Source organism: Methanosarcina sp. WWM596 (genome assembly GCF_000969965.1).
In the GTDB taxonomy this organism is placed as follows: domain Archaea; phylum Halobacteriota; class Methanosarcinia; order Methanosarcinales; family Methanosarcinaceae; genus Methanosarcina.
Genome location: NZ_CP009503.1, coordinates 1,014,388 through 1,039,561 on the forward strand (window position 1 = coordinate 1,014,388; position 25,174 = coordinate 1,039,561).

Annotated in this window: 19 protein-coding genes, 1 tRNA gene and 1 pseudogene; 14 read left to right on the forward strand and 7 right to left on the reverse strand. The window is 41.0% G+C overall.

What is annotated here, in order from left to right; all coding sequences use genetic code 11:
• Window positions 1–214: 214 nt before the first annotated feature.
• Window positions 215–1,219 carry a bifunctional oligoribonuclease/PAP phosphatase NrnA gene (locus MSWHS_RS04550; protein WP_048130220.1) on the reverse strand — a complete coding sequence of 335 codons (1,005 nt, stop codon included), beginning with the start codon at window positions 1,217–1,219 and terminating at the stop codon, window positions 215–217.
• A gap of 123 nt (window positions 1,220–1,342) precedes the next feature.
• A complete protein-coding gene (locus tag MSWHS_RS04555; protein WP_048126392.1) occupies window positions 1,343–1,696 on the reverse strand; it encodes a prefoldin subunit beta in 354 nt (117 codons plus the stop codon).
• 447 nt (window positions 1,697–2,143) lie between these two features.
• On the opposite strand from MSWHS_RS04555, the gene MSWHS_RS04560 reads away from it, so the two are divergent.
• From MSWHS_RS04560 to tnpC, 9 genes and pseudogenes are all read left to right on the forward strand, one after another.
• Window positions 2,144–3,229, forward strand: a complete 1,086-nt coding sequence (locus MSWHS_RS04560; RefSeq protein WP_048126395.1) for a M42 family metallopeptidase — start codon at window positions 2,144–2,146, stop codon at window positions 3,227–3,229.
• A 630-nt stretch (window positions 3,230–3,859) separates the two neighbouring features.
• Window positions 3,860–5,008: a GNAT family N-acetyltransferase gene (locus tag MSWHS_RS04565; protein WP_048126397.1), complete on the forward strand. Its 1,149-nt coding sequence runs from the start codon at window positions 3,860–3,862 to the stop codon at window positions 5,006–5,008.
• A gap of 506 nt (window positions 5,009–5,514) precedes the next feature.
• On the forward strand, window positions 5,515–7,005 hold the full coding sequence (locus MSWHS_RS04570) for a (R)-citramalate synthase (RefSeq protein WP_197074059.1): 1,491 nt from the start codon (window positions 5,515–5,517) through the stop codon (window positions 7,003–7,005).
• Between the two features lie 233 nt (window positions 7,006–7,238).
• Window positions 7,239–8,933 (forward strand): acetolactate synthase large subunit, encoded by a 1,695-nt coding sequence (locus tag MSWHS_RS04575; protein WP_048126401.1) that lies wholly within the window; start codon window positions 7,239–7,241, stop codon window positions 8,931–8,933.
• Window positions 8,933–9,418, forward strand: a complete 486-nt coding sequence (gene ilvN, locus MSWHS_RS04580) for an acetolactate synthase small subunit (RefSeq protein ID WP_048126404.1) — start codon at window positions 8,933–8,935, stop codon at window positions 9,416–9,418. The genes MSWHS_RS04575 and ilvN overlap by 1 nt, the downstream gene beginning before the upstream one ends.
• Before the next feature lie 348 nt (window positions 9,419–9,766).
• On the forward strand, window positions 9,767–10,774 hold the full coding sequence (ilvC, locus tag MSWHS_RS04585) for a ketol-acid reductoisomerase (RefSeq protein WP_048126406.1): 1,008 nt from the start codon (window positions 9,767–9,769) through the stop codon (window positions 10,772–10,774).
• Between the two features lie 433 nt (window positions 10,775–11,207).
• On the forward strand, window positions 11,208–11,750 hold the full coding sequence (locus tag MSWHS_RS04595) for a nitroreductase (RefSeq protein WP_048158791.1): 543 nt from the start codon (window positions 11,208–11,210) through the stop codon (window positions 11,748–11,750).
• A 208-nt stretch (window positions 11,751–11,958) separates the two neighbouring features.
• Window positions 11,959–12,030, forward strand: a tRNA-Arg gene (locus tag MSWHS_RS04600).
• Between the two features lie 596 nt (window positions 12,031–12,626).
• Window positions 12,627–14,081, forward strand: a pseudogene (tnpC, locus tag MSWHS_RS04610) (IS66 family transposase).
• A 58-nt stretch (window positions 14,082–14,139) separates the two neighbouring features.
• Here the strand turns inward: tnpC and gltA are convergent.
• Window positions 14,140–15,549 carry an NADPH-dependent glutamate synthase gene (gene gltA / locus MSWHS_RS04615; protein WP_048126411.1) on the reverse strand — a complete coding sequence of 470 codons (1,410 nt, stop codon included), beginning with the start codon at window positions 15,547–15,549 and terminating at the stop codon, window positions 14,140–14,142.
• A 17-nt stretch (window positions 15,550–15,566) separates the two neighbouring features.
• Window positions 15,567–16,412, reverse strand: a complete 846-nt coding sequence (locus tag MSWHS_RS04620; RefSeq protein WP_048126413.1) for a sulfide/dihydroorotate dehydrogenase-like FAD/NAD-binding protein — start codon at window positions 16,410–16,412, stop codon at window positions 15,567–15,569.
• Between the two features lie 626 nt (window positions 16,413–17,038).
• On the opposite strand from MSWHS_RS04620, the gene MSWHS_RS19995 reads away from it, so the two are divergent.
• Window positions 17,039–17,212 carry a hypothetical protein gene (locus MSWHS_RS19995; protein WP_156148068.1) on the forward strand — a complete coding sequence of 58 codons (174 nt, stop codon included), beginning with the start codon at window positions 17,039–17,041 and terminating at the stop codon, window positions 17,210–17,212.
• A gap of 37 nt (window positions 17,213–17,249) precedes the next feature.
• On the opposite strand, the gene MSWHS_RS20000 is transcribed toward MSWHS_RS19995, so the two are convergent.
• Window positions 17,250–17,429, reverse strand: coding sequence for a hypothetical protein (locus MSWHS_RS20000; RefSeq protein ID WP_197074023.1), 180 nt, complete (start codon window positions 17,427–17,429; stop codon window positions 17,250–17,252).
• 14 nt (window positions 17,430–17,443) lie between these two features.
• On the opposite strand from MSWHS_RS20000, the gene MSWHS_RS04630 reads away from it, so the two are divergent.
• The 4 genes from MSWHS_RS04630 (at window position 17,444) to MSWHS_RS04645 (ending at window position 21,800) form a co-directional block, all read left to right on the forward strand.
• Window positions 17,444–17,890 carry a helix-turn-helix transcriptional regulator gene (locus tag MSWHS_RS04630; protein WP_048130221.1) on the forward strand — a complete coding sequence of 149 codons (447 nt, stop codon included), beginning with the start codon at window positions 17,444–17,446 and terminating at the stop codon, window positions 17,888–17,890.
• Complete coding sequence (locus MSWHS_RS04635) at window positions 17,891–18,640, forward strand: arsenite methyltransferase (protein WP_048126417.1); 750 nt, start codon at window positions 17,891–17,893, stop codon at window positions 18,638–18,640.
• Between the two features lie 198 nt (window positions 18,641–18,838).
• Window positions 18,839–19,936, forward strand: a complete 1,098-nt coding sequence (locus MSWHS_RS04640) for a NosD domain-containing protein (RefSeq protein WP_048126419.1) — start codon at window positions 18,839–18,841, stop codon at window positions 19,934–19,936.
• A 496-nt stretch (window positions 19,937–20,432) separates the two neighbouring features.
• The gene (locus tag MSWHS_RS04645; protein WP_048126424.1) at window positions 20,433–21,800 is read left to right on the forward strand and encodes a mannose-1-phosphate guanylyltransferase/mannose-6-phosphate isomerase; all 1,368 of its coding nucleotides are present in this window, start codon (window positions 20,433–20,435) and stop codon (window positions 21,798–21,800) included.
• A 196-nt stretch (window positions 21,801–21,996) separates the two neighbouring features.
• Here the strand turns inward: MSWHS_RS04645 and MSWHS_RS04650 are convergent, their stop codons facing one another.
• Together MSWHS_RS04650 and MSWHS_RS04655 are read right to left on the reverse strand one after the other, a co-directional pair.
• Window positions 21,997–23,487 (reverse strand): flippase, encoded by a 1,491-nt coding sequence (locus MSWHS_RS04650; protein ID WP_369798963.1) that lies wholly within the window; start codon window positions 23,485–23,487, stop codon window positions 21,997–21,999.
• A 701-nt stretch (window positions 23,488–24,188) separates the two neighbouring features.
• Window positions 24,189–25,130, reverse strand: a complete 942-nt coding sequence (locus MSWHS_RS04655; RefSeq protein ID WP_048158793.1) for an ornithine cyclodeaminase family protein — start codon at window positions 25,128–25,130, stop codon at window positions 24,189–24,191.
• Between the last annotated feature and the right edge of the window lie 44 nt (window positions 25,131–25,174).

Here is a 25,174-nt window from a genome sequence, read left to right on the forward strand (position 1 = left end):
AGACATTCTTCAGATTTAATTGAGATAGGTATTTGGAAAAATATGTCTAATTGGAAAAATACACCGAATTGGAAAAATATGTCTAATTGGAAAAATACACCGAATTGGAAAAATATGTCTAATTGGAAAAATACACTGAATTGGAAAAATATGCTGGAAAATAATAACTTTCAGGCAAGGAGAAAAATTATAATTTTCTAACCATTTTTACTATTTATTCATCTTCATTGACTTCAATTTCATCCTCAGAAATCTCTGTTGAGGTTGCTCCAAGGGAATTCTCAAGGATTTTCTTTGTCATGTCCCTGCATTTATGCAGTACTTCTTCCAGATCGGCTATTATATCTATTCCAGCTGCTCCCGAATGTCCGCCTCCTGTACCATTATATTCATTACTGATATCTTCCATCAGCTGGCCAAGGTTGACCCCGACATTTACAGCATCACGTTTAGCTCTCGCACTTACCCTGACACTTTCTCCTTTGGTAGTGCCAACAAAAGCCACATCAGCTCCGATGTTAATAAGCATGGAAGATGCTGAGCCTCCGAAAGAACTCACATGGGAAGAAGCTATAATCATATCTCCTACCCTATCGAGTTCAATCCTGCTTGCTGCTTTCAGGATAGCTATCCGCATTGAAATATCCTGAGGGGTGGCAGCCATCAGGTCAAGCACTTCCCCGTACTCAACTCCGCTAGCTTCAATGATTTTTGCCACTGTTCGGAAAGTATCAACAGATGCGTGCTTGAAATGCCCGGTATCCGTTACGATTCCTGTGAGCATGCCGATTCCTACCCTGCGGTTAATCGGAGCTCCCATTGCTTTTAAAATATCATATACTATCTCTACAGTTGAAGTCGTGTTCCTGTGCAGGTAAAATTCTGCATTCTCGGTAAGGGCAGTGGTTGTATGGTGATCAATTACACAGTAACTGGTCAACTCGATATCGTTTAGCTGCGCTTTTGTTGAAGTGTCAACCACGACAACAAAACCGTAATTCGCAGGGTCTGGCTTATCCACTACCTCTATTTCGAGCCTATCGATCAAAACCGACGCCACACGGTTGCAACCGTCTACGAGCCCGACTGTACCTCCCAGTGCCTCAGCAAGGGCAAAGGCACTGCTAACAGCGTCCGGATCTGCATTCCTGTGACACAAATACAAAATGTTTCGATAGTCAAGGAGTCGGTTAAAAAACTCCGCTTCATCAACTTGCATTGTCCACTCTGGATACCGTTTTTTATAGGTATCGAAATTCCCGGAGTTCCGGGATTTCGGCACAATCTACGTTATAGCTACAGTTCTATCCTGCATATATTTATACATATTAAAAATAAAAAGTTATTGTGCTTTGGGCCCAAGCGCCTGCTGGATCTGTTCCTGAAGCTGTTTGAAGCGGGTAGTGAGCCTTTCTTCCTGCCTGGAAATAGACTGAAGCCTGAGTGAGAGGGTTTCTTCCCTGTCTTTAAGTTTTGAAACGGATTCATCTTTGGTCGTTTTTATTACCAGTTCTCCGACATTACGGTAAATCACCGCGTCGTCAGCCAGTCTTTCTAATTCGTCAAGAGCCATTTTAGACTCTTTCTGCATAGCTTCAATTTGAGATTTCTGCATGGTCAGAGCTTGAACCTGCTGCTGTACCTGCTGAAGCTGTGCTATCTGGTTCTGGATTTGAGGAGGTAATTCTGCAGTCATATAATTTTCACCTGAGTCCTCAATAAACCTGAAGGGATTTTAATGTTTCTGTCCTTACAGCTTCCGAAAATAATCTTCGCCATCAGAAAGTGACTTAAAAGCTTCTGCCAAAAACTTAAACAATAAGTTCAACTTATATAATAACATTCCTACAATTAAATTAATGTGGATGAGGTGCGGTGGCACAAATCGTGGCGGAATGCGTCCTCGGCCAGGAGAAATGCGTTAGGAGAAATGCGTTAAACCTATTGGGACTAAAAACCTCAAAAGTCTTTCAGAATGGATAATCATAAATGGGCATTTATAATATATCATATTAAACAGATTATTTAGAAAACTGAGCGCACGCCAAACTGAACAGTTATTCATCATAATTAATTTGTGCGCATTCAGACTAACACTTCAACCAATATTCAGGATAAACCAGGATTAAGGAGATTTTCTTAAATGGAAGAAAATATGGAAAAAGGCGGAAACCTTGAAGAAATAACATCTTTTCTCGAAAAATTCACAAACGCCCACGGAATTTCCGGCTTTGAAGATGACGTCAGGAAACTGCTTGAAAAAGAGCTTGAACCCTATGTTGACAGTATGCGGGAAGATACCATGGGGAACCTGATTGCTGTTAAAGAGGGAAATGGGCCTTCTATAATGTTGGCTGCCCATATGGACGAAATTGGGTTAATGGTCAGATATATCGATGATAACGGATTCCTGCGCTTTGTCGGGATTGGGGGATGGTTTAACCAGACTCTTCTGAACCAGAGAGTCGTAGTTCACGGCAAAAAGGGCGCTATATCTGGAGTTATAGGTTCCAAACCTCCACATGTGATGAAAGATGAGGATAGGAAAAAGCCCGTGAAACTTGAGGATATGTTTATCGATATAGGAGCAAAAGACAGGGAGGATGCCGGGAATCTAGGAATCGAGATAGGTACCGCAGTTTCAATTGATCGGGAATTTGTGTCCCTGGCAAACGGGAAGGTTACCTCAAAGGCTTTTGATAATCGCGCAGGAGTTGTGATTTTAATCGAAGTCATGAAACAGCTCCACAAACGCAAAATTGAAGCAAATGTTTATGCTGTGGGCACGGTTCAGGAAGAAGTGGGGCTCAAAGGAGCAAAAACGTGTGCTTTTGGGCTCTGTCCGAATGTCGCCCTTGCCCTTGACACCACTATCCCAGGAGATCATCCGGGGATCAACAAGACCGATTCCGCCATGGAACTCGGAAAAGGGCCTGTAATAACTGTGGCAGACGCTTCGGGAAGAGGTCTTATAGCCCATCCCCGGGTTCTCAGATGGCTTCGAGAAACTGCGGATGCAAATGAGATCCCGTATCAACTGGGGGTAGGTTCTGGTGGCACCACCGATGCTACGTCAATACACCTCACAAAAGAAGGTATCCCTACAGGTACGGTTAGCATAGCTACACGCTATATTCACTCTCCTGTAGAGGTTCTGGATACGGCAGATATAGAAACTTGTGTTTCCCTCATTGTAAAGGCAATAGAAAATGTAAAAGCGTACTTCTAAGGCTCCTGAGTTTCTCTAGCTTTGCTCGTTCAAGGCTCCCGAGTTTTCTCTAGCTTTGCTCGTTCAAGGCTCCCGAGTTTCTCTAGCTTTGCTCGTTCAAGCGGACTATTTCCAGAATTGAAGTGTTTGCGCCAAAACAGCACCAGTGAAGTCGTATCATCAGAGCTGATGCTGTGCAATATTCTTTTTGTACTCACTGTTTATGTACTCACTGTTTAGTAGGATAGGTTCCTGGTTACAATTTTTTTGTGCTCTTCATATTACTTTAAACTTTTTTTCCTCAAACAGATTAAAAAACTGAATGAATTGAAGACTCTGGCCCAAATTCCGGTTATTAATGTAATATTAAAAATCACTGGTGTTACGTCAACCATCATAGATTTTATTATTGAAGATCTGATTCTTCTTGCGAATTCAGAATCCCAATGCTGAAATGCAAAAATCACTATAGATTGAAAATTATTTGAAACGATTTACTATATATAAGTATACCTGGATGTTATACTTAAGGACATTACCAACTGAATTGAATCTTTTCGTTTCATCACCGTAATTACTTAAATCAAAAAAAAAGAAATAATATGTAAAAAAATACAATTGGATAAGATCTTTTAAGGAATTTCCACGGATGTGGAGATAATAATCGAATCTGAAGGAGGTTTTTATATCATTTGCAGGAAGGTAAAAGTCGAAGATGAAGAACAATGGAATAACGTTGTTAAAGAAAGTCTTAACGGGACCTTTTATCATACCTGGGAATGGAAAGAGGTTATAGAAAAAGGGTTAAACTCCGAAGCCTTGTCAGTAGTAGTCAAAGACGAGGAAGAAAATAAATTAATAGGGATATTTCCATTTTTTATAAGAAACCTTTTTGAAGATTACAGAATTAATAAATATTTTCCAAGTATTTCAAAGAACTTTCAAATAGGCTGTTCTCCTCATCATAAATTATATAGTTTTGGAGGTCCCTGTGTCCTCTCCAGTGATACCAATAGTGAAGAGATTTATGAGTTGATGTTTGATTTTATTGATTCGTATAGCAAAAACAAAAAAAGCTTTACTGATCATTTGATATATCCTTATCATAATTGTCTGGATTCGGCGCTAATTCAAAACGGATATACCAAGACAGGAATCAAAAAAACTGCTATAGTAAATATAGATAAGGATCCCACTGAGATATTCAAGGGGTTCAAAAAACAATTCAGTAGAGATATAAAAAAAGCTTCAAGAAAAAAGATCATTATATACGAAAGTCAGAACTATGAAGAAGATATAGACCTTTACTATAATCAATTCCAGAAACTATTAATTGACAGAATTATTGAAAGAACTAAAAATTGTTATAGAAGAGTATCATACGCCCTGGTGCCATATTCGTATTTTGAAAAACTCCGTGACATCCTTTTTCCGAAAAAAATGGCAAGATTATTCTTCGCAGAATACAATGGAGTAAAAGTTGGAGCATTAATAAACTTTTACTATAAAGACACGATATATCTGGGTCACATCTCGGTATTGAGGGGCGAATACAACAGTCTTAACGCTAATAAGCTCTTAATCTGGCACAGCATAGTTGATGGAAGGAAAAACGGCTTCAAAAATCTTGACGTAGCGGGCCTTCACCCTAATGAATCACATGGTCAATATCGGTTTAAAATGGGATTTAACGGTCAGGTCAAAGAGATTGGAGTATACAATAAGTCGTACAGATATAATGGGATTAAACATGCAAAAGCAATTGTTAATGAACTGAGGAAGCAATTGTTAATGAACTGAGGAAGCAATTGTTAATGAACTGAGGAAGCAATTGTTAATGAACTGAGGAAGGTAATGTAATCATTTTTTCAAATATTGTCCTTTGATTTTTTCATGAAAATAACAGGCATCTCCCCAAAAAGAAAGTGACCTTGTTATCAGTTTTTATTATTCTAATGGGGATTACAACAAGACCCAACTTCCTTTTTTAGATTTTTTATAAATGGAATTATAATTATATGTTTGGCCTGGTCCAAAATAGTTTTTTGAGTGGTAAGCTTTTAAAATAAATATATTGTTAACTGGAAACTAAAAATACTATGGTCTGCCTATTGGAGAGAGGTTTCAGAGGTTCCTAGTAATTTCGGAACTATTCCGGATAAAATAGGTTTCTGAGATAAATATATGTAATATGTACATTAAAATGAGTTTTGCAAAATAGGACCCAATTATATAATATAACAACAATAACATTTTTTCCTGTTCTGTAAAGCCAATTTTATCCAAATAAAAACCAAAACTGAGGGATTGTATTATTCGAAAATATCCGCTTCCTGGATACTACTTTGAGAGACGGTGAACAAACACCTGGCGTAGCCCTGACCCGAGAGAAGAAACTCTTAATTGCCCGGGCCCTTGATGAGATGAAAGTCTCTGTAATCGAGGCTGGCTCTGCAATTACTTCCGAAGGTGAAAGGAAAGCCATTAAGGCTGTAGCGAACGAAGGGCTTACTGCCGAAATCTGCAGCTACTGCAGAATTGTAAAAATGGATGTTGACCATGCTCTTGAATGCGATGTCGATTCAATCCACCTTGTAGCTCCGGTTTCGGACCTGCACATCAGGACGAAACTCAAAAAGGACCGGGATGCAGTAAGGCAGATCGCAGCTGAAGTCACAGAGTATGCTAAAGACCACGGCCTGATTGTGGAACTGAGTGGAGAAGATGCCTCGCGTGCAGACTTTGAGTTCTTAAAAGCCATTTATGCTGACGGAATAGACGCCGGAGCTGACAGGTTGTGCTTCTGTGATACTGTAGGGCTTCTGGTGCCTGAAAAGACCACCGAAATTTTCCGGGACCTGTCTTCCTCCTTAAAAGTCCCGATAAGCATTCATTGCCACAATGACTTTGGTTTAGCAACTGCAAACACGGTTGCTGCGCTTGCGGCAGGAGCACAGCAGGCACATGTGACAATTAATGGTTTAGGGGAAAGAGCTGGAAATGCTGCTCTTGAAGAAGTTGTAATGAACCTGGAGTGGCTCTATAAATATGATACCGGTATCAAGCATGAGCAGATATATCGAATTTCGAGGCTTGTAAGTCGGCTTACTGGAATTCCCGTGTCCCCTAACAAAGCTCTTGTAGGGGGAAATGCTTTCACTCACGAAGCAGGAATTCATGTGCACGGGCTTCTGGCTGACAAGGCAACTTATGAGCCGATGAGTCCCGAATATATCGGACGGCAGCGCCAGATCGTACTTGGTAAACATGCAGGACGGAGCTCTATTACTCTTGCCCTAAAGGAAACGGGGCTTGAGGCTGATGAGGCTCAGACTGAAGAAATCTTCAACAGAGTTAAGCAGATGGGCGACAATGGGAAACATATAACCGATGCTGACCTGCAGACCATTGCAGAAACCGTGCTTGATATCTACAAGGAACCTCTGGTAAAATTAGAAGAGTTCACCATTGTATCCGGAAACCGGGTAACTCCAACCGCTTCTATAAAGCTCAATGTAAAAGACAAAAATATCATCCAGGCTGGAATCGGAAATGGACCTGTGGATGCTGTGATCAATGCTATCCGAAGAGCTGTAAGTTCCTGTGCCGAAGACATTATTCTTGAAGAGTACCATGTAGACTCAATTACCGGCGGAACTGACGCCCTTGTAGAGGTAAGGGTAAAACTCTCCAAGAACGGAAAGGTAATTACCGCAAGCGGAGCAAGAACGGACATTATAATGGCCTCTGTAGAAGCCGTAATGAACGGGATGAATCGCCTTATTCGGGTAGAGTAAGTCACAAAAGGATGCGGAACTTCAAAAGTTTCTCAGGAGGACTTTTCTGTCCTCTCTTCTTTTTCCTGTTTGAAGAAATTTTTGAAATAGAGGATCCCTGACACTCTTTAAAACCAGAAAGACCCTCATCCATATATAACATGATTGATTATGATGTATTTACTAAATTCATAATGAAAATATGTGAGTGTCCAGTTAGACCAAATCTCAAGAAATAAATAAGGAGATAAATAATGACAACCGGGTCAACAGAAAAAGTTAACGGCGCAAAGGCTCTTATAAAGTGCCTCGAAAAGGAAGGGGTTGACACTCTCTTCGGATACCCCGGAGGGCAGATCATTCCTTTCTACAACGAACTCTATGATTCAGATCTGCGCCACATACTCGTACGCCACGAACAGGCAGCGGCTCATGCTGCGGACGGGTATGCCCGTGCTACTGGAAAGACCGGGGTATGTGTTTCTACTTCAGGCCCCGGAGCAACCAATCTGGTAACAGGTATTGCTACCGCATATATGGACTCAGTTCCAATTGTAGCCTTAACCGGCCAGGTACCAAGATCCCTTATCGGAAACGACGCCTTCCAGGAAGCAGATATTACAGGCATTACTCAGCCAATTACCAAGCACAATTATCTTATACAGGACCCACAGGAAATCCCGAGGATTGTGAAAGAAGCCTTCCACATAGCGTCCACCGGAAGGCCTGGCCCGGTATTGATTGACCTTCCAAAGGATGTACAGAATATAGAGATTGATTTACAATATCCTGACAAGGTACAGCTTAGAGGCTATAAGCCCACTTACAAAGGTAATACTCAGCAGATAAAACGAGCAGCTGAAGAAATTGCAAACTCCTGCAGGCCTATAATCTACGCAGGAGGGGGAGTAATAAGTTCGAACGCGAGTGCAGAACTCGTTGAGCTTGCTGAGACTATCATGGCTCCGGTTACCACCACTCTTATGGGGATAAGCTCTATTCCGACCGAACATCCCCTCTATGTAGGAATGCTGGGGATGCACGGGTGCAAATACGCTAACTATGCAGTTCAGGAGTCTGATCTTATCATTGCTGTGGGAGCAAGGTTTGATGACCGTGTGACCGGTAAAATCGAGTCTTTTGCTCCCAACGCCAGGATTATCCATATTGATGTTGATCCAGCCGAGATCTCCAAGAATGTAATAGTTCATGTCCCTATTGTCGGGGACGCAAAACAGGTACTCAAATCCCTGATTAAATATATCCAGCGCTGTAATTCCGCAGAATGGATTGAAAAGATAAACTATTGGAAGAAGGAATATCCTCTTGGCTACAGTCAGATTTCTCCAGATGTGGTAATGCCTCAGTTTGTTGTCAAGCAGATATCCGAAGCTTGTAAGGACGCAATCATAGTCACTGAAGTTGGGCAGCACCAGATGTGGGCAGCTCAGTTCTTCAAATACAGCACGCCTCGGACCTTCCTTACGTCAGGTGGGCTTGGCACAATGGGATACGGGCTCCCTGCAGCCATGGGGGCCAAGGTTGGAAAGCCGGATAAGACTGTTATCAATATCGCAGGGGATGGCTCTTTCCAGATGAACTCTCAGGAGCTCGCGACTCTGGTTCAGAACGATATTCCGGTTGTTTCCGTGATCCTGAATAACGGTTATCTGGGCATGGTCAGGCAGTGGCAGGAACTCTTCTATGACCGGAGGTATTCCTGTACCTGTATTAAGGGCAGTGTTGACTTCGTAAAGCTTGCCGAAGCCTACGGGGCTCTAGGGCTGCGCGCAGAAAAACCGTCTGAAGTCAGACCTGCAATCGAAGAAGCGGTCAGGTCCGGCAGGCCGGCTATTGTTGACGTGATTGTTGAATGTGAAGCAAATGTCTACCCTATGGTGCCGGCAGGAGCTGCTATTAACGAGATTATTGACACGGAGGAACACTGATGAAACACACGCTTGCAATCCTTGTGGAAAATAAGGCAGGTGTGCTCTCCAGAGTGGCTTCGCTGTTCTCAAGGCGCGGATACAATATCGACAGCCTGGCTGTGGGAGTTACCGAAGACCCTGATATTTCGAGAATCACCATTGTGGTTCATGGGGATGACCATGTGCTCGAACAGGTAACAAAACAGCTCAACAAGCTCATAGATGTTATTAAGGTCTCGGATATCGGAGGCGATGATGCGGTTGAGCGGGAACTTGCCCTTATTAAGGTCACAGCTGATGCGAGCACAAGGGCAGAAATTATCCAGATTGCAAATATCTTCAGAGCCCGGATAGTGGATGTTGCCCCGAAGTCCATGACTGTTGAGGTAACAGGGGACGAAGACAAGATCCAGGCAATCGAGAAACTTCTCCGCCAGTTCGGGATCAAGGAACTGGTCAGGACAGGCAAGATTGCAATTGTGCGTGGGTCAAAGAAGGTTTAAATATTAAGGGCAGGTAAAGAGAGGTGGCTGCTCAATTATTTTTTTCACAGATTGGGGCAACTGGAAGCCTTTTTTATTTAAAAAGGTTTCTTATATACTTTCTGGGTTTCTGGCTTCTCTTTACACTTTAGACGGCTGTACGGGCCCAGAAATGGTAACTTTTTGAAAATCAGTTTAATTTTCAGGGAAATGTGCGTGTTTAAATTAATACACTCCCCGAATATTGCAGGAAATTTTCATTGAATAATTAAGGAATCTAAAATTTAATCAGTAAAATCAATCCGAAGAATTAATTAGTAAAATCAATCTGAAGAATTAATTAGTAAAATCAATCAGGAGAATTTAGTAATGGCAACGATAATTTATGATGACGAAACCACTTTTGATGCACTTAAAGATAAAACAATCGCAGTAATGGGCTACGGAAGCCAGGGCCACGCGCATGCCAGAAATCTGCATGAGTCCGGGCTCAATGTTGTGGTTGGGCTCAGGAAAAGCAGTTCCAGCTGGGCAAAAGCCGAGTCCGACGGCCTGAAGGTTATGACTGTTGAAGACGCTGCAAAAGCTGCAGACGTTATCATGATCCTCCTCCCGGATGAGAAGCAATCATCTGTTTACTATTCTCAGATTGAGCCTAACCTGAAAGCCGGCAATGCCCTTGTTTTTGCCCACGGGTTCAATATCCACTACAACCAGATAGTGCCTCCAAAAGATGTGGACGTCTTCATGGTCGCTCCCAAAGGTCCTGGACACATTGTCAGGAGAACCTATACAGAAGGCATCGGGGTGCCGGGCCTGATTGCTGTCTATCAGGACGCAACCGGAACAGCAAGGGACCTTGCTCTCTCTTATGCCAAGGGTATCGGTGCAACCAGGGCAGGAGTTTACGAGACCACTTTCCGTGAAGAAACCGAAACAGACCTTTTCGGAGAACAGGTCGACCTCTGCGGAGGGCTTTCCGCGCTTATCAAGACAGCTTTTGAGGTGCTTGTGGAAGCCGGGTACCAGCCTGAAATGGCGTACTTCGAAACCTGCCATGAAGTCAAGCTCATTGTGGACCTGATTTACGAAGGTGGTCTTGAGAGAATGTGGCACTCCGTCTCCAACACCGCAGAATACGGCGGTATGACTGTGGGCCCGAGGGTCATCAATGAAGAATCCCGTGAAGCCATGTACGAGGCTCTTGAGAGAATCCAGAATGGCGAGTTTGCAAAGGAATTCGTCCTTGAAGGCATGGTTAACCACCCCGTACTCAAAGCCATGGAACGCCAGGAAAATGAACACCCGCTTGAGATTGTCGGCAAGGAAATCCGGGCAAACATCCCCTGGCTCAACAAGAAGATTGATGACGACTGAGCTTTAAGTTGCTTTTTTTAGTTTCAGGCCAGGCCAGTTAGACAGCCTGGCAACTTATTTTTTCTGGACTTTTTTCTGGACTTTTTTCTGACTGGCGGTCCTTCATTTTCCGCTATTCTGATATCCGGAGCTGGAAGCTTTAAATCCTTCTTTCTCACGCCATGTTGAGTCTTAGCCGGCCTGCCAATCAGATAAAAGTTACCCATAAACGACGCCGTAATTAAGAGGTATATATCCAAAAACAGCTCCAGACCGAGAGAATAATTTCATTTTTCCCAAAATTAATTTATCCCCGAAATTAATTTATGGCTTTTTTTAGGGTTGTATACAGGTAATTGCTGCCTGCTTGCCGGTAACGTTTAATAACTTGATTCCAATCTTTTAACAGAAAGATACTAAATCTGAAATTGAAAATTCAATTAGGAGGGAAAATATGCCAGTAACAGGAGAAAGCAAAGTCATTGATACCATTCTCAACAGAAGGAGTGTCCGGGAGTTTACGGACAAACCCATCAGCAAGGACGAAATTAACATAATCCTGAATGCAGGTCGTTGGGCTCCTTCCGGGTTGAATAACCAGCCCTGGCGCTTTATAGTTGTCCGGGAAAAGGGAACCATTATGCAGCTTTCGGAATGCACTCATTATACGAAAGTGGTTGTGGGCGCACCGCTTCTGATTGCTGTCTATCTGGATACGGAAAATTCTTATTCTCACACTAAAGACGTCCAGGCAATCGGTGCCGCCATCCAGAACATGCTTCTTGCCTGCTGTGAACTCGGCCTGGGCGCGGTCTGGCTGGGGGAGATATTAAAACAGAATGAGAAGGTCAATTCAATTCTTGAGTGCCCCTCAAAATTCGAACTCATGGCTGTGCTGGCTATCGGGGAGCCAGTCCCAAAAGAGAGAACTTCTACACGGAAAGCCCTTTCGGAACTTGTTTTTGAAGACAGATACAGGCAGAAATGGGGAGAATAAGCTCCTGAATTCAAAGTTCCTGAAGTGAACACAAAATTCGGAAATTTTAAATTAACCTGTCGGAAGTTTATTTTGATAAACTTTCTTTAAAATAATATTTATAATATGATTGAGGATTAGATTTATAATCTATTTAGCACTATTACCAGCCAGTTAACTGATCACCGTTTTATATATCAGTTAACCGAACATAATTTTTTCACAATGAAGGTCTGTGGTGTAGCGGATATCATTGGAGCCTCCGGAGCTTCGTACCTGGGTTCGATTCCCAGCAGACCTGTTCCTGTATTTTTCTGCTGAGCTTCTATATATTCATAGTGGACTTTTATTTTGAGTTCATATTCTGGAAGCTTTTCAGAATATATTTATATCTACGGGCATAAAATATAATAAGAGAACTGAAGTAAATATATAAACAATAAAAATTTGGAAGGTTTGCAGCATGGCTCGCGGATTAAATCGTCGTTTTCTACGTGTAGGAAGAAATAGATTATCTATAGTTCAGTTAATTTTTATAGCAATAATATTGTACTTTCTGCTCAGATTCCTGCTTCCACTTGTGTGGACGCTCTTTTTGATTGTAGCTTTGATTGTGCTGTTGAAGATAGTTGTGGGAAGTCTTTGATTTCAAGCTAATCTAGAGTTTTTAATGATGGGTAGTTTACAAATTTGGTAAAAAATGAATATTCTGATGTAAGCTATTTTTTGTGTTGAAAAAATATGGAAAGAAAGAGACACTGAATATATTTTTCAGACCTCTGTTTTTTCCTTTTCTATCTTATTTGTAACAATTCAGGTAGCCTTTGAAAGGCTACAATTTTTCCTCTTTTCGAGGAAAAATTGCATATAAATTGAATCCTATTTTGTTTCGTTATTATGCTTACACGTGAAGAGATCCTCGTTATCTATGAAGCTGGTCCTGAAGCTGTAATTTCTGTAATCCAGAGACTTGAAACTATCATAGAAGAACAAGCTATTCGAATTGCTGAACTAGAAAAACGTGTAAGGATTTTAGAATCTCGCTTAAATCAAAATAGCAGAAACAGCAGTAAACCTCCTTCTACTGACTTTTTAGTCAAAGAAAAACCTAATCCCAAGAGTCTCCGGAAAAAGAGTGGGAAGAAACCTGGAGGTCAAGAAGGTCATCCAGGCACAACTCTTGATATGGTTAATGATCCTGATTAGGTAATTGAACATTCTTTGACCTGCTGCAAAGAATGTGGACATACTCTTGAGGATGTTGAAGTTGAAGCTTATGAGAGAAGACAAATTTTTGATATTCCTCCTGTAAATCTAATTGTTACGGAACATCGAAGTCAGATTAAGACCTGTACTCACTGTGGAAAATCAAATAAAGCTTCTTTTCCAGAATCTGTGAAATATCCCGTCCAGTATGGTCCTAATATTTTAGCTTCAGCAATTTACTGTAAAAACTACCAGTTTATTCCCTACAAAAGGATTTTAGAGTTTTTTGATGACGTTATGGGGATAAAAATCTGTTCTGCTACGATAATCAGAGCAGAAAAAGAATGCTTCCGGAATTTAGAGGAGTTTGAAAATGTGAGTCAGGAGAGGTTAATAACTTCTCCTGTAATCCATTGTGATGAAACTGGGATGAAAATTGAAGGAAAAAGGCATTGGCTTCATGTAGCTTCTAATGACAAATACACCTGTTATTTTGCTCACTCAAAAAGAGGATCAGAAGCAATTAATGCCATGGGAATTCTTCCAGAGTTTAAAGGAATAGCAGTTCATGACGGATGGAAACCCTATAACAGTTATGAATGTGATCATGCTCTTTGCAATGCTCATCTCCAGAGAGAACTTACTGGAATTGAGGAGAACTATAAACAGCAATGGGCTAAAGAGATGAATGAACTGTTAACAGAAATGAAAAAGTATACTGATGAGTGTAAAGAGCAGGTCAAAGATCTGGACTTTGAGCAAATTAAAGTCTTAGAAGAAAGGTTCGATGCTGTAGTCATGAAAGGGATTGAAGAAAATCCACCTTCTCTAAACCCTGAAAAACAAGGAAAACGTGGTAAAAATCCAAAAACAAAAGCAAGGAACCTACTTGACAGGTTTATAGAAAACAAAAAACAGATCCTGAGATTCCTCAATGACTTGAGAGTTCCGTTTGAGAATAACCAAGCAGAAAGAGACATAAGGATGATGAAATTACAGCAGAAAATATCAGGAACTTTCAGAACTATACAAGGAGCGGAAGCTTTCTGCAGAATTAGAGCTTATATCTCAACCATTAAAAAGAACGATTTACCTGTTATAGACGGTATTCTCGCGGCGCTCAAAGGAGCGCCGCTATTATTCTGAGAATTTCAGCATTTTGCTGAAAAAACATACTTTTTTATCAGTGGCTGAATAGTTACTCTTATTTTTTTCTTAAATACTCATCAATTGCCTTTGCAGCTTTCTTTCCTGCGCCCATTGCACTGATTACGGTCGCTGCGCCTGTTACCACATCTCCACCTGCAAAGACTCCGCATTTGGAGGTTGCTCCGGTTTCGTCATCAGCAACAACAGTGCCCCTCCTGTTCTGTTCAAGGCCTTCTGAGCCTTTGAAAATGATCGGGTTCGGAGAGGTGCCTATAGCGATAACCACAACTTCTGCAGGGACAAGAAATTCCGAGCCTTCTACGGGGGCAGGGCTTCTTCTGCCGGACTTGTCAGGTTCTCCAAGTTCCATTTTTATGCACTCGACGCCTGTAACATTGAACTTTTCGTCTCCAAGGATGCGGACAGGGTTTGTAAGGAACCTGAAGATTATACCTTCTTCTTTGGCGTGCTCAACTTCTTCCCGGCGGGCGGGCATTTCTTCTTCTCCTCGGCGGTAGACTATATTTACTTCTTCTGCGCCTAGGCGGAGAGCAGAGCGGGCGGCATCCATTGCTACGTTTCCACCTCCTACAACCACAACCTGCTTCCCACACCTTACTCTTGTGTCGTATTCAGGGTCATAGGCTTTCATGAGGTTTACACGGGTCAGGAATTCATTTGCGGAATATACGCCGCTTAAGTTTTCCCCTTCGATTCCCATAAAGTTAGGGAGCCCTGCGCCTGTGCCCAAAAAGACCGCATCAAACTCTTCGCAGAGTTCGTCTAAGGTCTTTATCCTGCCAATTACATAATTGGGCTTTACCTCTACCCCAAGCTTTTCGATGTACTCTACTTCCTGCCGCACAATTTCCTTTGGCAGCCTGAACTCGGGGATGCCGTAACTCAGGACTCCTCCGGCTTTGTGCAGAGACTCAAAGATTGTGACTTTGTGGCCAAGTTTTGCGAGGTCTGCTGCGGCAGTAAGGCTTGCAGGCCCGGAACCCACAACTGCTACCTTTTTGCCAGTTGGAGGCATAGTCCCAGGAGCCTTCATGCCTTTTTCGCGCTCATAATCTGCGCAGAAACGCTCAAGCCTTCCGATTGCAACGGGCTGCCCTTTTTTGCCTAGCACACAGAGGGCTTCACACTGGGTCTCCTGGGGGCAGACACGCCCGCAGATGGCAGGGAGAGCGTTTGTGGTTTTTATTTTCTCGATTGCTCCTTCAAAATCTTCCTCACAGACCAGCTTGATAAAGCCAGGGATATCCACATTCACAGGGCAGCCCTCAACACATTTTGGGTCCTTGCAGGAGAGGCATCTGGAAGCTTCGGCAAGGGCATCCTCTTTCGTGTAGCCGAGGGTTACTTCATTAAAGTTCTTCCTGCGCTCGTCAGCAGGCTGCTCTGGCATCGGGGTCCTTTCTTTCTTTGCTTTTTCTGTCTTTTTTTCCTGTAATCCACACATGTTTTATCCCCTCCTTCTCAGTGCAGTCCGCATCTGCATTTCTCTTCGTATTTTTCCACAGCTTCTGCCTCTTCGCCGCGGTACATTGCAAGCCTGTTCATGAGCTGGACAAAGTCTACTTTTCGGGCGTCAAATTCAGGACCGTCAACGCACGTAAACTTCGTTTCTCCGCCGACAGTAACTCTGCAACCTCCGCACATCCCGGTCCCGTCTACCATTATGGAATTAAGACTGACAAGGATTTCCACATCATAGGGGGAAGCAACCCCTGCCCCCACTTTCATCATGATTGGCGGGCCTATAATTACAACCCTTGCAACCTTTTCGCCGCTGTCCAGAATCTTTTTCATGATATCGGTCACAAACCCGTGGTGCCCTTTTGACCCGTCATCGGTTGCTATGTACAGTTCGGAACTGGCTTCCTCCATTTCTTTTTCCAGAATCAGGAGGTCCTTGTTCCGGGCTCCTATAATTGTAATTACCCGGTTGCCTGCACTCGTATAAGCCTTTGCCTGGGGGTAGATTGGGGCAACTCCTACCCCTCCTCCTACAAGAATTACAGTGCCAAGCTGTCTTATGTCGGCAGGGGTTCCGAGGGGCCCGACAAAATCCTCAAGGGAATCGCCTGCAGAAAGCTTTGCAAGCTGTTTTGTGGTCTTGCCCATTTCTTGAAAAATAACAGTAACCGTGCCTGTCTCTCTCTCAAAATCCGCAATTGTAAGAGGAACTCTTTCCCCCCTTTCATCAATCCTGAGGATTATGAACTGTCCGGCTTTCGCAGCCTTTGCCACATCAGGGGCATCTATTACCATTCTGTGCACCGATGGGGCAATCTCTTCCTTTTCCAGTATTCTATATGCCATGAGATCACATTTTCCTGAGTAAAAGCATATCTTCTGAACAAATGATAGGGTAAATTTAAATGTAACTGAGCTTTGTGCAGGTTCCTGTCCTTTTGCCTTTCCGCATGGACGTTCCCCTTATAATGATTAATGGAATATATATTCTCCCAAATAATTTTAATTATTCTACCTGTTTTGCCCTATTTTTTTAGTGAATTTATAAACGCCTGTTTTTTTGACTTCCTATTTAAAAATGAACAACATTTTTTCAGGTTCTTTTGTCCTTTTTACAAAAATTTAATAAATCTGGTGAGTGTAATAAAATTAGGGGTAAATTTCCCAAATTTACTTTATCCGGGAATAGTAGAAAGGAGGATGGAGAGAAAAAGAAGTCAGGGATCTAAAAGAGAACCATCCGGTTCGAAGGCAAATAAAGAAATATTAATCAAGAGATTGTTTGTTCGCCGCGACGGGATCTGGTAATCTGTCTTAAAATCCCATAGATCGAGGATTGTTGAAAATGCAATCTGATGAGGCCTGAAAAACTGGGAATCTTTCAAAGGTTAACCGAGTCCTGGGACATTGGATTGAAACCTGAGGTATAAGTATTATTTTTAAAGGCGTAAACTGATTAGGGGAATTAATCTATGCCAGAACATAAGAAAAAACCTATAGTAAGTTGCGAAAAATACGATGAGGAAGAGAGAAAGGCGCTTATTGAGGAAGAAAAGACAGAAGTAGAAGAAGCTAAAGTTGAGCCTATACACCCCTCTGAACAGAGAGGAGGTAAAAAGAAAGGTCTGCTTGACACGTGCAAATGAGCAGGTCTTTACTTTTATTTTTATTTTTTTCTTCTGACTACTCTTTCCCTAAACGCCTTTTAGCTTCAGATCTTCTTTTAGCTTCAGATCTTCTTTTAGTTTCAGATCTTCTTTTAGCTTCAGATCTTCTTTTAGTTTCAGATCTTCTTTTAGCTTCAAATTTATTATTTCTCATCAGGTAAATTTTATCATAAATATTATATGCATATATGCCCATATATCCATATAACAATGCTTGATAGTAAAGTAAAGTTATTTAAAGCTCTCGGAGATGAGACCCGGCTTACTATCCTTTCTTACCTGCTGGAGCATAGTTACTGTGCCTGTGATTTCTCTTCCCTAACGAAAAAGGACCAGACAACGGTTTCAAAGCACCTGAAGGTTCTTGTCGAAGCTGGAATTTTAAAATACGAAAGACAGGGACGAAATATCATCTACAGCATCAAAAACGAGGAGATCGAGTGTTTGCTTGTATCTCTTGGAATCATGGATATAAAGTCCTGCTGTGATGAGCAACAAGTTTCCAGAGTTTGTCATACCGATAAAACTGAAAACAGAATTCACAATATTATTAATGAGAGAACTGATTATCGAGATGAAAACAAAGCTAAGAACAAAACGAAACTAAATCTTGAGATCAAAAATGAAGATGTGAACAATAAGGAACGGGGTAAATGAATGGATGCCGCTGAAAAAAAAGAAGTTATCAAAAAGAAGTATCAGGAAATTGCAACTTTAGGGGGTTCCTGCTGTTCTGGCGGTGGATGCTGCGGGGATTCGAGTTCAGCAGACTTGTCTAAATCTCTTGGCTATTCGGAAGAGGATGTCCAGGCTGTTCCGAATGCAAACCTGGGTCTTGGCTGTGGTAATCCTGCAGCTTTTGCAGAACTGAAACCTGGGGATACTGTCCTGGATCTGGGCTCGGGTGCGGGATTTGATTGTTTCCTTGCTGCACAGAGAGTCGGAAGCTCGGGAAAGGTTATTGGGGTCGATATGACTCCTGAAATGGTTGAAAAAGCTCAGGTTAACGCCCTACAATATGGATATTTAAATGTTGAATTCCGCCAGGGGGATATTGAAGCACTTCCGATTGATGATCGCTCGGTGGATGTTATTATCAGCAACTGTGTGATTAACCTCGCGCCGGATAAAGAAAAGGTTTTCAGGGAAGCTTTCCGGGTGCTGAAGCCAGAAGGCAGGATGTATGTTTCGGATATGGTCCTCCTGGCTGAGCTACCCGAAGATCTTAAAAACAACAAAGACCTGCTTGCAGGCTGTGTTGCCGGAGCTGTGTTAAAAAAGGAGTATCTGGGCCTTTTAAAAAAAGCAGGGTTCTCGGTTAAAACTCTGGCTGAAGATTTGGATATAAGTAAAAGGCAGTATGGAGGTCTTCCAGTCGAAAGCCTGAAATTAAAGGCTTGGATATGAAAAGAATTTAATGGAGACCCGGGTATGAAAAGAATTTAATGGGGGGGACTTTGTCGGCAGATTACTCAGAAACTATGATTCAATAAGTATATCCCTCAATCTATTTATATTACTATTCAATTATTATTTTTTAATGTTATGGTATTTTAGATCCGGGATTCTAAGTCTTATCTTCTGAATACAGGGGCCCTCCTGAATATGGGGAACAGGGTGATAGGGGTCGGTCTCTTTGAGGTGATATTACTGAAAATCATAAGATCCGTAAAAATCTGTTTTGCAATAGGTTTTTTACTTTTGTTGCTCAGCTCAGGCTCTGCGGGTGCCAGACGAATCACTGTGGGGAGTGACGGTAATAAGGACTTTCCCTCTATTCAGGAGGCCGTGAATGCAGCCGAGGCTGGAGATACGGTTTATGTGTATAATGGACTTTATACTGAGAACATATATCTTGACAAAGAAATTTCTGTTCGTTCAATCTCTGGAAAGCCTGAAAAAAATATTGTAACTGCAAAAAATCCTCATGATCATGTATTTCATGTAATTGCAAATAACGTAACTATAAGTGGTTTTTCCATAAATGGCGCTAATGATACTCAGAAAGCTGGCATTTATCTGGAGGATACGCATGGAATTATGATAAGCAACAATAATCTTTCCAGTAATCGCCTGGGAATTTATCTTGAATCTTCTGCTACCAATATGTTGAATCTAAATGATGTTTCTGGGAATGAGGTAGGAATTTTCCTGAAATTTTCGAAAGATAATTGGGTTATCAACAACAGGGTGAAAATGAACAGTCTGGATGGCATTTTGCTTGAAGCTTCAGACGAAAACCGTGTTATTGGAAATCTCCTTCATTACAATACCGAGTATGGCTTTATGCTCTCAAATAGCAGTAGAAACCTCATTTATAATAACTTCTTTCAAAACACTGTAAATATCGGTTATGAAGGTATTAACTCAGAGAATACCTGGAATATAACTCGGGAGAGAGGAATAAATATTGCGGGGGGTTCTTATATCGGTGGAAACTATTGGACTGATCCTCAAAGCACAGCCATGTGTGTTATTGAAGATCTGGATGATGATGGATTCTGCGATGCTTCATATGACCTGGGAGAAGGTAATATCGATTATATGCCTCTTATACTTCGCCCTCCACTTTTCCAAAACAATGAACGTTCCCTTACGGTTTCTCTTTTGGGATTTGCCTTATTTGTATTCGCTCTCGGAATATTTATCATAAAAAGAGTAATGGGTTGGGGAGGAAGCGATTTTTACGAAGATAATAAGTGAAATACAGTAAAAACAAGTGAACTACAGTGAACTTTTAAATGGGTAACAAATGGCCCCAGTGAATCGGACTTTGTTAATCGGATTCATTGAACCGGACTTATTGAACCGGATTCATTGAACCGGACTTATTGAACCGGATTCATTGAACCGGACTTATTGAACCGGATTCATTGAACCGGACTTATTGAACCGGATTCATTGAACCGGACTTATTGAACCGGATTCATTGAACCGGACTTATTGAACCCGGAAAACTATAATTTCTCACTTTTTTATTCTCAGCTTCCCCGGGCAAAGTTTATTTAACAACTGTTTTTAATATATTGCTTGAATAATCACTTTTTCAAGTATGTAGTATGTATGATCTGGTTAGATCTGGTTATTTCAACAAAATTGTTTCAAAAATTCCATTACTTCAAAACAGTCCATGCATTTATATTGAGTGGGCTCTACTTAGATCAGATGTATTTTACCAACACCTAAAGGAGATGACAGGATTAAGTCGATAATTCTTGCAGGCGGCTCAGGGACGAGACTCTGGCCTCTCAGCCGGGAAATGTATCCCAAACAATTTTTAAAATTCGGTGAGACCTCACTTTTTCAGGAAACAGTGCTTCGATGTTTTGAGGTTTCAGATATTTCTGAGATTTTTGTGGTAACGAACGAAGCCCAGAAATTTTTCGTGATCGGACAGATCAAGGAAATGGGATACTCAATTCCTCCTGAGAATGTCCTGATCGAGCCCGAAGGCAAGAACACACTTCCTGCAATCTTCTTTGGAATGAAAGAGATTGATAGAAAATTCGGGAATTCAATCGTAGGGGTATTTTCCTCCGATCATGTGCTTGACAGAGCTGCAATGGCAACGATTTCTTCAGCTGAAAAGCTGGCTTCGGATTATCTGGTCACTTTCGGGGTTATTCCTACACTCCCTCATACAGGATACGGTTACATTAAAGCTTCAGAGTCCTGCGAGCCTGGTTACAAGGTTTCGGAATTCCGAGAAAAGCCTGATTTTGAAACCGCACAAATATACATTGAAGAAGGCTGTCTCTGGAATAGCGGGATGTTCCTTTTTGAGACGCAGCTTTTCTTTGAAGAAGTCAAAAAACACGCGCCTTCGGTTTTTGCCTGCTTTGAGAAAGGGGGCAGTATTAATGACATTTATGCATGTGTGGATAAGGTTTCCATTGATTACGGCATAATGGAAAAGTCTGATAGAGTTGCTGTCGTAAAGCTGGACCAGAAATGGAGTGACCTTGGAAACTTTGCGGCAATTTATGACGAGCTGGAAAAGGATTCAGTAGGAAACGTGATCCATGAATGTGACTCCATGCTTCTCAACTCAGACGGCAACCTAGTGTATTCGAAATGTGGCAAAATCGTTTCCCTGATTGATATTAAGGATATGGTTATTGTTGACACGAGTGATGCTCTGTTAATATGTCCCAAATCCAGCAGCCAGAAAGTAAAGGAAATAGTCACCGACCTGAAGGGCAGGAACGATGAAAGAGCATTTATCGGGCAAACAGTCTACCGCCCCTGGGGTTCATATACACTCCTTGATGCTTCTCCCGGTCATAAAATAAAAAATATTACTGTGCTTTCTGATCATAAGTTAAGCCTGCAATTGCACTACCACAGGAGTGAACACTGGGTGGTTGTAAAAGGCATGGCCTGCGTGGAAGTGGATGGAGATCAGTTTTTCCTGAGGCCTGGGGAAAGCACATTTATCAGAGCCGGACAAAAGCACAGGTTATCGAATCCGGGGAAGGTTCCGCTGGAGATTATTGAGGTACAGTTAGGAGAGCTTGTGGACGAAGGGGACATTGTCAGGTTTGATGATGTTTATGGGAGAAGCTGATAAGAGGCTATTAGCATAAACGTTAGTGTCTGGAGAGATGGACTGGTTAAAATAGGAGTAAATTACACGAGCCTGGAATCGTGTGATCCATCCTCCAACTAAACTTTTAACAATGATATTATTGTGTGAAGGCTTTTTTTTTGGAAGTTCTACTCCGCGAATGCGGATGTATTCTTTATATTTTTATTTTACGGGGTTACTGTAATCCTATCTGCTTTCCGATCTGTATTATTTCACTCCGGATATTGGAGTCAAGTTTTAAGAGCAGGAGAACGTACAAAATAGCTCCCAGTATTATTGGGATTAATGTAAGCCATATGTTTGATAAAGGCACTAAAATCCGATAACATCCCACCCCCAGTCCCATTGTTATAGTTGCGATTGCGATATTTTTTATTTCCTGGTATTCAAGTCTAACGTGAATCATACGTTTCAATGCCAGGTATGCGAGTAAAGAGTTCAGGATCATGGTAATAAGAGTTGCAACCGCTGCTCCGAGGATCCCAAGGATCGGAATCAACATGAAATCAAGGGCTATATTTGCAGTTGCTGCTACCGCTGTTACTTTAAATGATTCTTTTGGGTGGTTCAGGGCATTCAGATACATGGTTTGCAGAAACATGAACACATTTACAAGTTGCACTGCCAGTAGCACGTAAAAGGTCTGCGTGCCCCGTGCAAAACCTTCTCCATAAAAGAAATAGAGCATTTTATCCCCGAGTATAATTCCTCCTGCAAAAACAGGTACTGCAAGCAGCAAAGAATATGTTATGCCTTTTGCAAAGGCATTCTCTGCCATTTTTAATTCTCCGTTTGCATTCCAGTTGCTCACTTTTGGGAAGAGTACCGTTTTCATTGCGAGTGTTGTAAAGGTTGCAGCTGTTGTAAATTGAAATGCTACCCTGTATATCCCAACATCGGCGGTTTCTAAAAACTGTCCTATAATTATTGTGTCGGCATAGCTGAATACAAGGCTTCCACTTGAAGCTAAAAAAATCCAGAAGGAATATGAAAATATGCTTTTTAAATGTTCGGTATTAAATCTTTTAAATCTGAGGTCTAAATAATGAAATCCTATTACAGTGGCTGCGATCATTCCAAATATAAAGCCCCCGGCAAGCCCATTTGCCCCGAAACCCAGGTATACGGCAATCACCTGAAAAACCGTACATCCTGCACTGCTTATAAACCCACAAGTTTGATTTAATCCCACTTTCCCGGAGCCGTAGTTCCCATTTGAAACACTATTCCAGAAAATCCCGATAATTAAAGCTATAAACAGCCATGAATACATTCCTGATTGGTCGACATTTTCAAGGATAGGCCTGGCAAAAAGAAGTATAATTATAGAAACTCCTACAAGAAAGATCCTTAATACAAAAACTGTCGTGAAATATTCATTTTTTTCTCTTCCTTCGCTTATCCTCTTAACTGCTGCTCCTCCCAAACCACCATCCAGGATCAGGGTTAAGGTATTAAAGTAGGCTAAAAAAAGAAAGTATGATCCCAGTACTGATTCTCCAACAGAATGGGCAAAATACATTGTACTTAAAAAACCAATTGCGGTGAGTAATATTGTTGTGGAAAGGGTCACAATGCTCTGGCGACGCAATTGTTCAATTTGCATAATGCGGTGAATGATATTATTTGAGCTGGGCATAATATAACTCTCTTTCCACAGTATCATTTCAGTTGTCACTATTTGACCATAGTTAAATAATAGTCGCACACAATAAATTTATAAACAATGTTTTTCAACATATATTCGGTGGGTAGCCGTTACAATTTAGAATATTTTAATTAATAGCGTTTTTCTATATTTGGAGGGTGTTTTGTATTTTCTGAATAATTATTTTCCGATTCAATTTTTTGATCGTGGGTTTTAGTCATTGAAAACCAATTGTCTAAGACCTTTTCACAACTATTGCCAAGCAAGATGAATTTGTTTGTTTCTCAAATCTGATCAATGACTCACTGACACGACCCAAAGATCAAGAAAAAGTTTAAATTTTTATGTCCCGCAAAATAAAAGATTTATAATAAGAGTTAATGATTTTAACGATCTTTTCAGATATGAGTTACTTATAAACATTCAGTTTTGGAATTTCAAATTTTTGATCCCAAAATCGATATCTTATAAGTAACTATTCACATTTTGGAAGTGTAGCCCACGATAGCGAAAAATTGTTTATTTAAGCATATTGTCAATATTTGTATATTTGTTATAGATTCTTATTTGCTGTCGATATCGCTACAGATTAGACAGATTGGAATGTATGCCTTTACTTATATATGTGGTCGCACGATGTCGCTTCTAAAACCTGAGTAGTTACTCTTATAACTTAGGCAATTCTAAATAATAAATCTGGATGGGTATAGAATTTCTAGTTAATACCAAAATTTATCGTTTGGAGTTTTGAAATTAATAATTTTGCCTTTATTCATCAATCTATCATAAATTTGTCTAGCAAAATATATGTCATGAAGGGCAATACCAATATTATAGCTTAAGATTCTTTCATTGTCGTCAGCCCGTCCTTCTGTTTTTCCTAATAATACATCTGAAAATTCAGCAAATTTCTTAAAACGATCAAAGTATTTAAAATTAGAAACGTGTTCTTTGTCATCAGCATATACTTTGTCAAAAAACAGATCGCAATTCTGAAATCCACGGGTGTGAACAGGAACCACTAGAACACCTTCTTTATATAACTCATCTCTTCCAAATAGATTCTCTGCTACGGTTACACAGGAAAGTATAACATCAGCGTTAAAGACTAGTTCTTCAAAGTTTTCACATATTTCAAATTCAACATTAGGAGCTTTTGAAAAACGATTAATGAAATCCTCGGCTTGATCTTTATATTTTAGTAATTTAATTTTTAAAAGCTTATCTTTATATATACTTAACAATGCTTCAAAAGTTGCTCTTGCAGTATTTCCTAATCCAACTAAAGATACCGTTTGAAAATTCTTTACTGCAAAGGTTTTAATAGCTAAAGCAGCCACAGCTCCAGTCCTCATTGCTGTAATCCAAGTTGCATCAATTATAGCTTCAAGACTTCCTGTTTCAGTAGAATACAATAAAATGTGACTTTCTAAAGATGGGCTTCTTTTTGGATATCTTGAAACTACTTTCACTCCAGCACTGTTGATGGTTTCCATGATACAGGGCATTGTATTATAAAATATATTGCCCTCTAACTTTAAGCTAGTTTTAGGGGGAAGCTGACATTCATGTTTCATCTTGAAACCATTTTCTACCCATTGAATACTTTGTTCTGGGCTAATATCAAGCTCCCTTATCATATCATGAGTTATAACTTCCATAAAAACACCTCTAACTCAAGAAAGAACATAATTGGTATTACTTT

Bases quoted from the DNA above. Each gene is read 5' to 3' on its own strand.
- MSWHS_RS04575 (WP_048126401.1), top strand. From the start codon at position 7,239: ATGACAACCGGGTCAACAGAAAAAGTTAACGGCGCAAAGGCTCTTATA.
- ilvC (WP_048126406.1), top strand. From the start codon at position 9,767: ATGGCAACGATAATTTATGATGACGAAACCACTTTTGATGCACTTAAA.
- MSWHS_RS04550 (WP_048130220.1), bottom strand. From the start codon at position 1,219: ATGCAAGTTGATGAAGCGGAGTTTTTTAACCGACTCCTTGACTATCGA.
- MSWHS_RS19995 (WP_156148068.1), top strand. From the start codon at position 17,039: ATGCCAGAACATAAGAAAAAACCTATAGTAAGTTGCGAAAAATACGAT.
- gltA (WP_048126411.1), bottom strand. From the start codon at position 15,549: ATGTGTGGATTACAGGAAAAAAAGACAGAAAAAGCAAAGAAAGAAAGG.
- MSWHS_RS04620 (WP_048126413.1), bottom strand. From the start codon at position 16,412: ATGGCATATAGAATACTGGAAAAGGAAGAGATTGCCCCATCGGTGCAC.
- MSWHS_RS04560 (WP_048126395.1), top strand. From the start codon at position 2,144: ATGGAAGAAAATATGGAAAAAGGCGGAAACCTTGAAGAAATAACATCT.
- MSWHS_RS04635 (WP_048126417.1), top strand. From the start codon at position 17,891: ATGGATGCCGCTGAAAAAAAAGAAGTTATCAAAAAGAAGTATCAGGAA.
- MSWHS_RS04650 (WP_369798963.1), bottom strand. From the start codon at position 23,487: ATGATACTGTGGAAAGAGAGTTATATTATGCCCAGCTCAAATAATATC.
- MSWHS_RS04630 (WP_048130221.1), top strand. From the start codon at position 17,444: ATGCTTGATAGTAAAGTAAAGTTATTTAAAGCTCTCGGAGATGAGACC.
- ilvN (WP_048126404.1), top strand. From the start codon at position 8,933: ATGAAACACACGCTTGCAATCCTTGTGGAAAATAAGGCAGGTGTGCTC.
- MSWHS_RS04555 (WP_048126392.1), bottom strand. From the start codon at position 1,696: ATGACTGCAGAATTACCTCCTCAAATCCAGAACCAGATAGCACAGCTT.
- MSWHS_RS04595 (WP_048158791.1), top strand. From the start codon at position 11,208: ATGCCAGTAACAGGAGAAAGCAAAGTCATTGATACCATTCTCAACAGA.
- MSWHS_RS04655 (WP_048158793.1), bottom strand. From the start codon at position 25,130: ATGGAAGTTATAACTCATGATATGATAAGGGAGCTTGATATTAGCCCA.
- MSWHS_RS20000 (WP_197074023.1), bottom strand. From the start codon at position 17,429: ATGGGCATATATGCATATAATATTTATGATAAAATTTACCTGATGAGA.
- MSWHS_RS04640 (WP_048126419.1), top strand. From the start codon at position 18,839: ATGGGGAACAGGGTGATAGGGGTCGGTCTCTTTGAGGTGATATTACTG.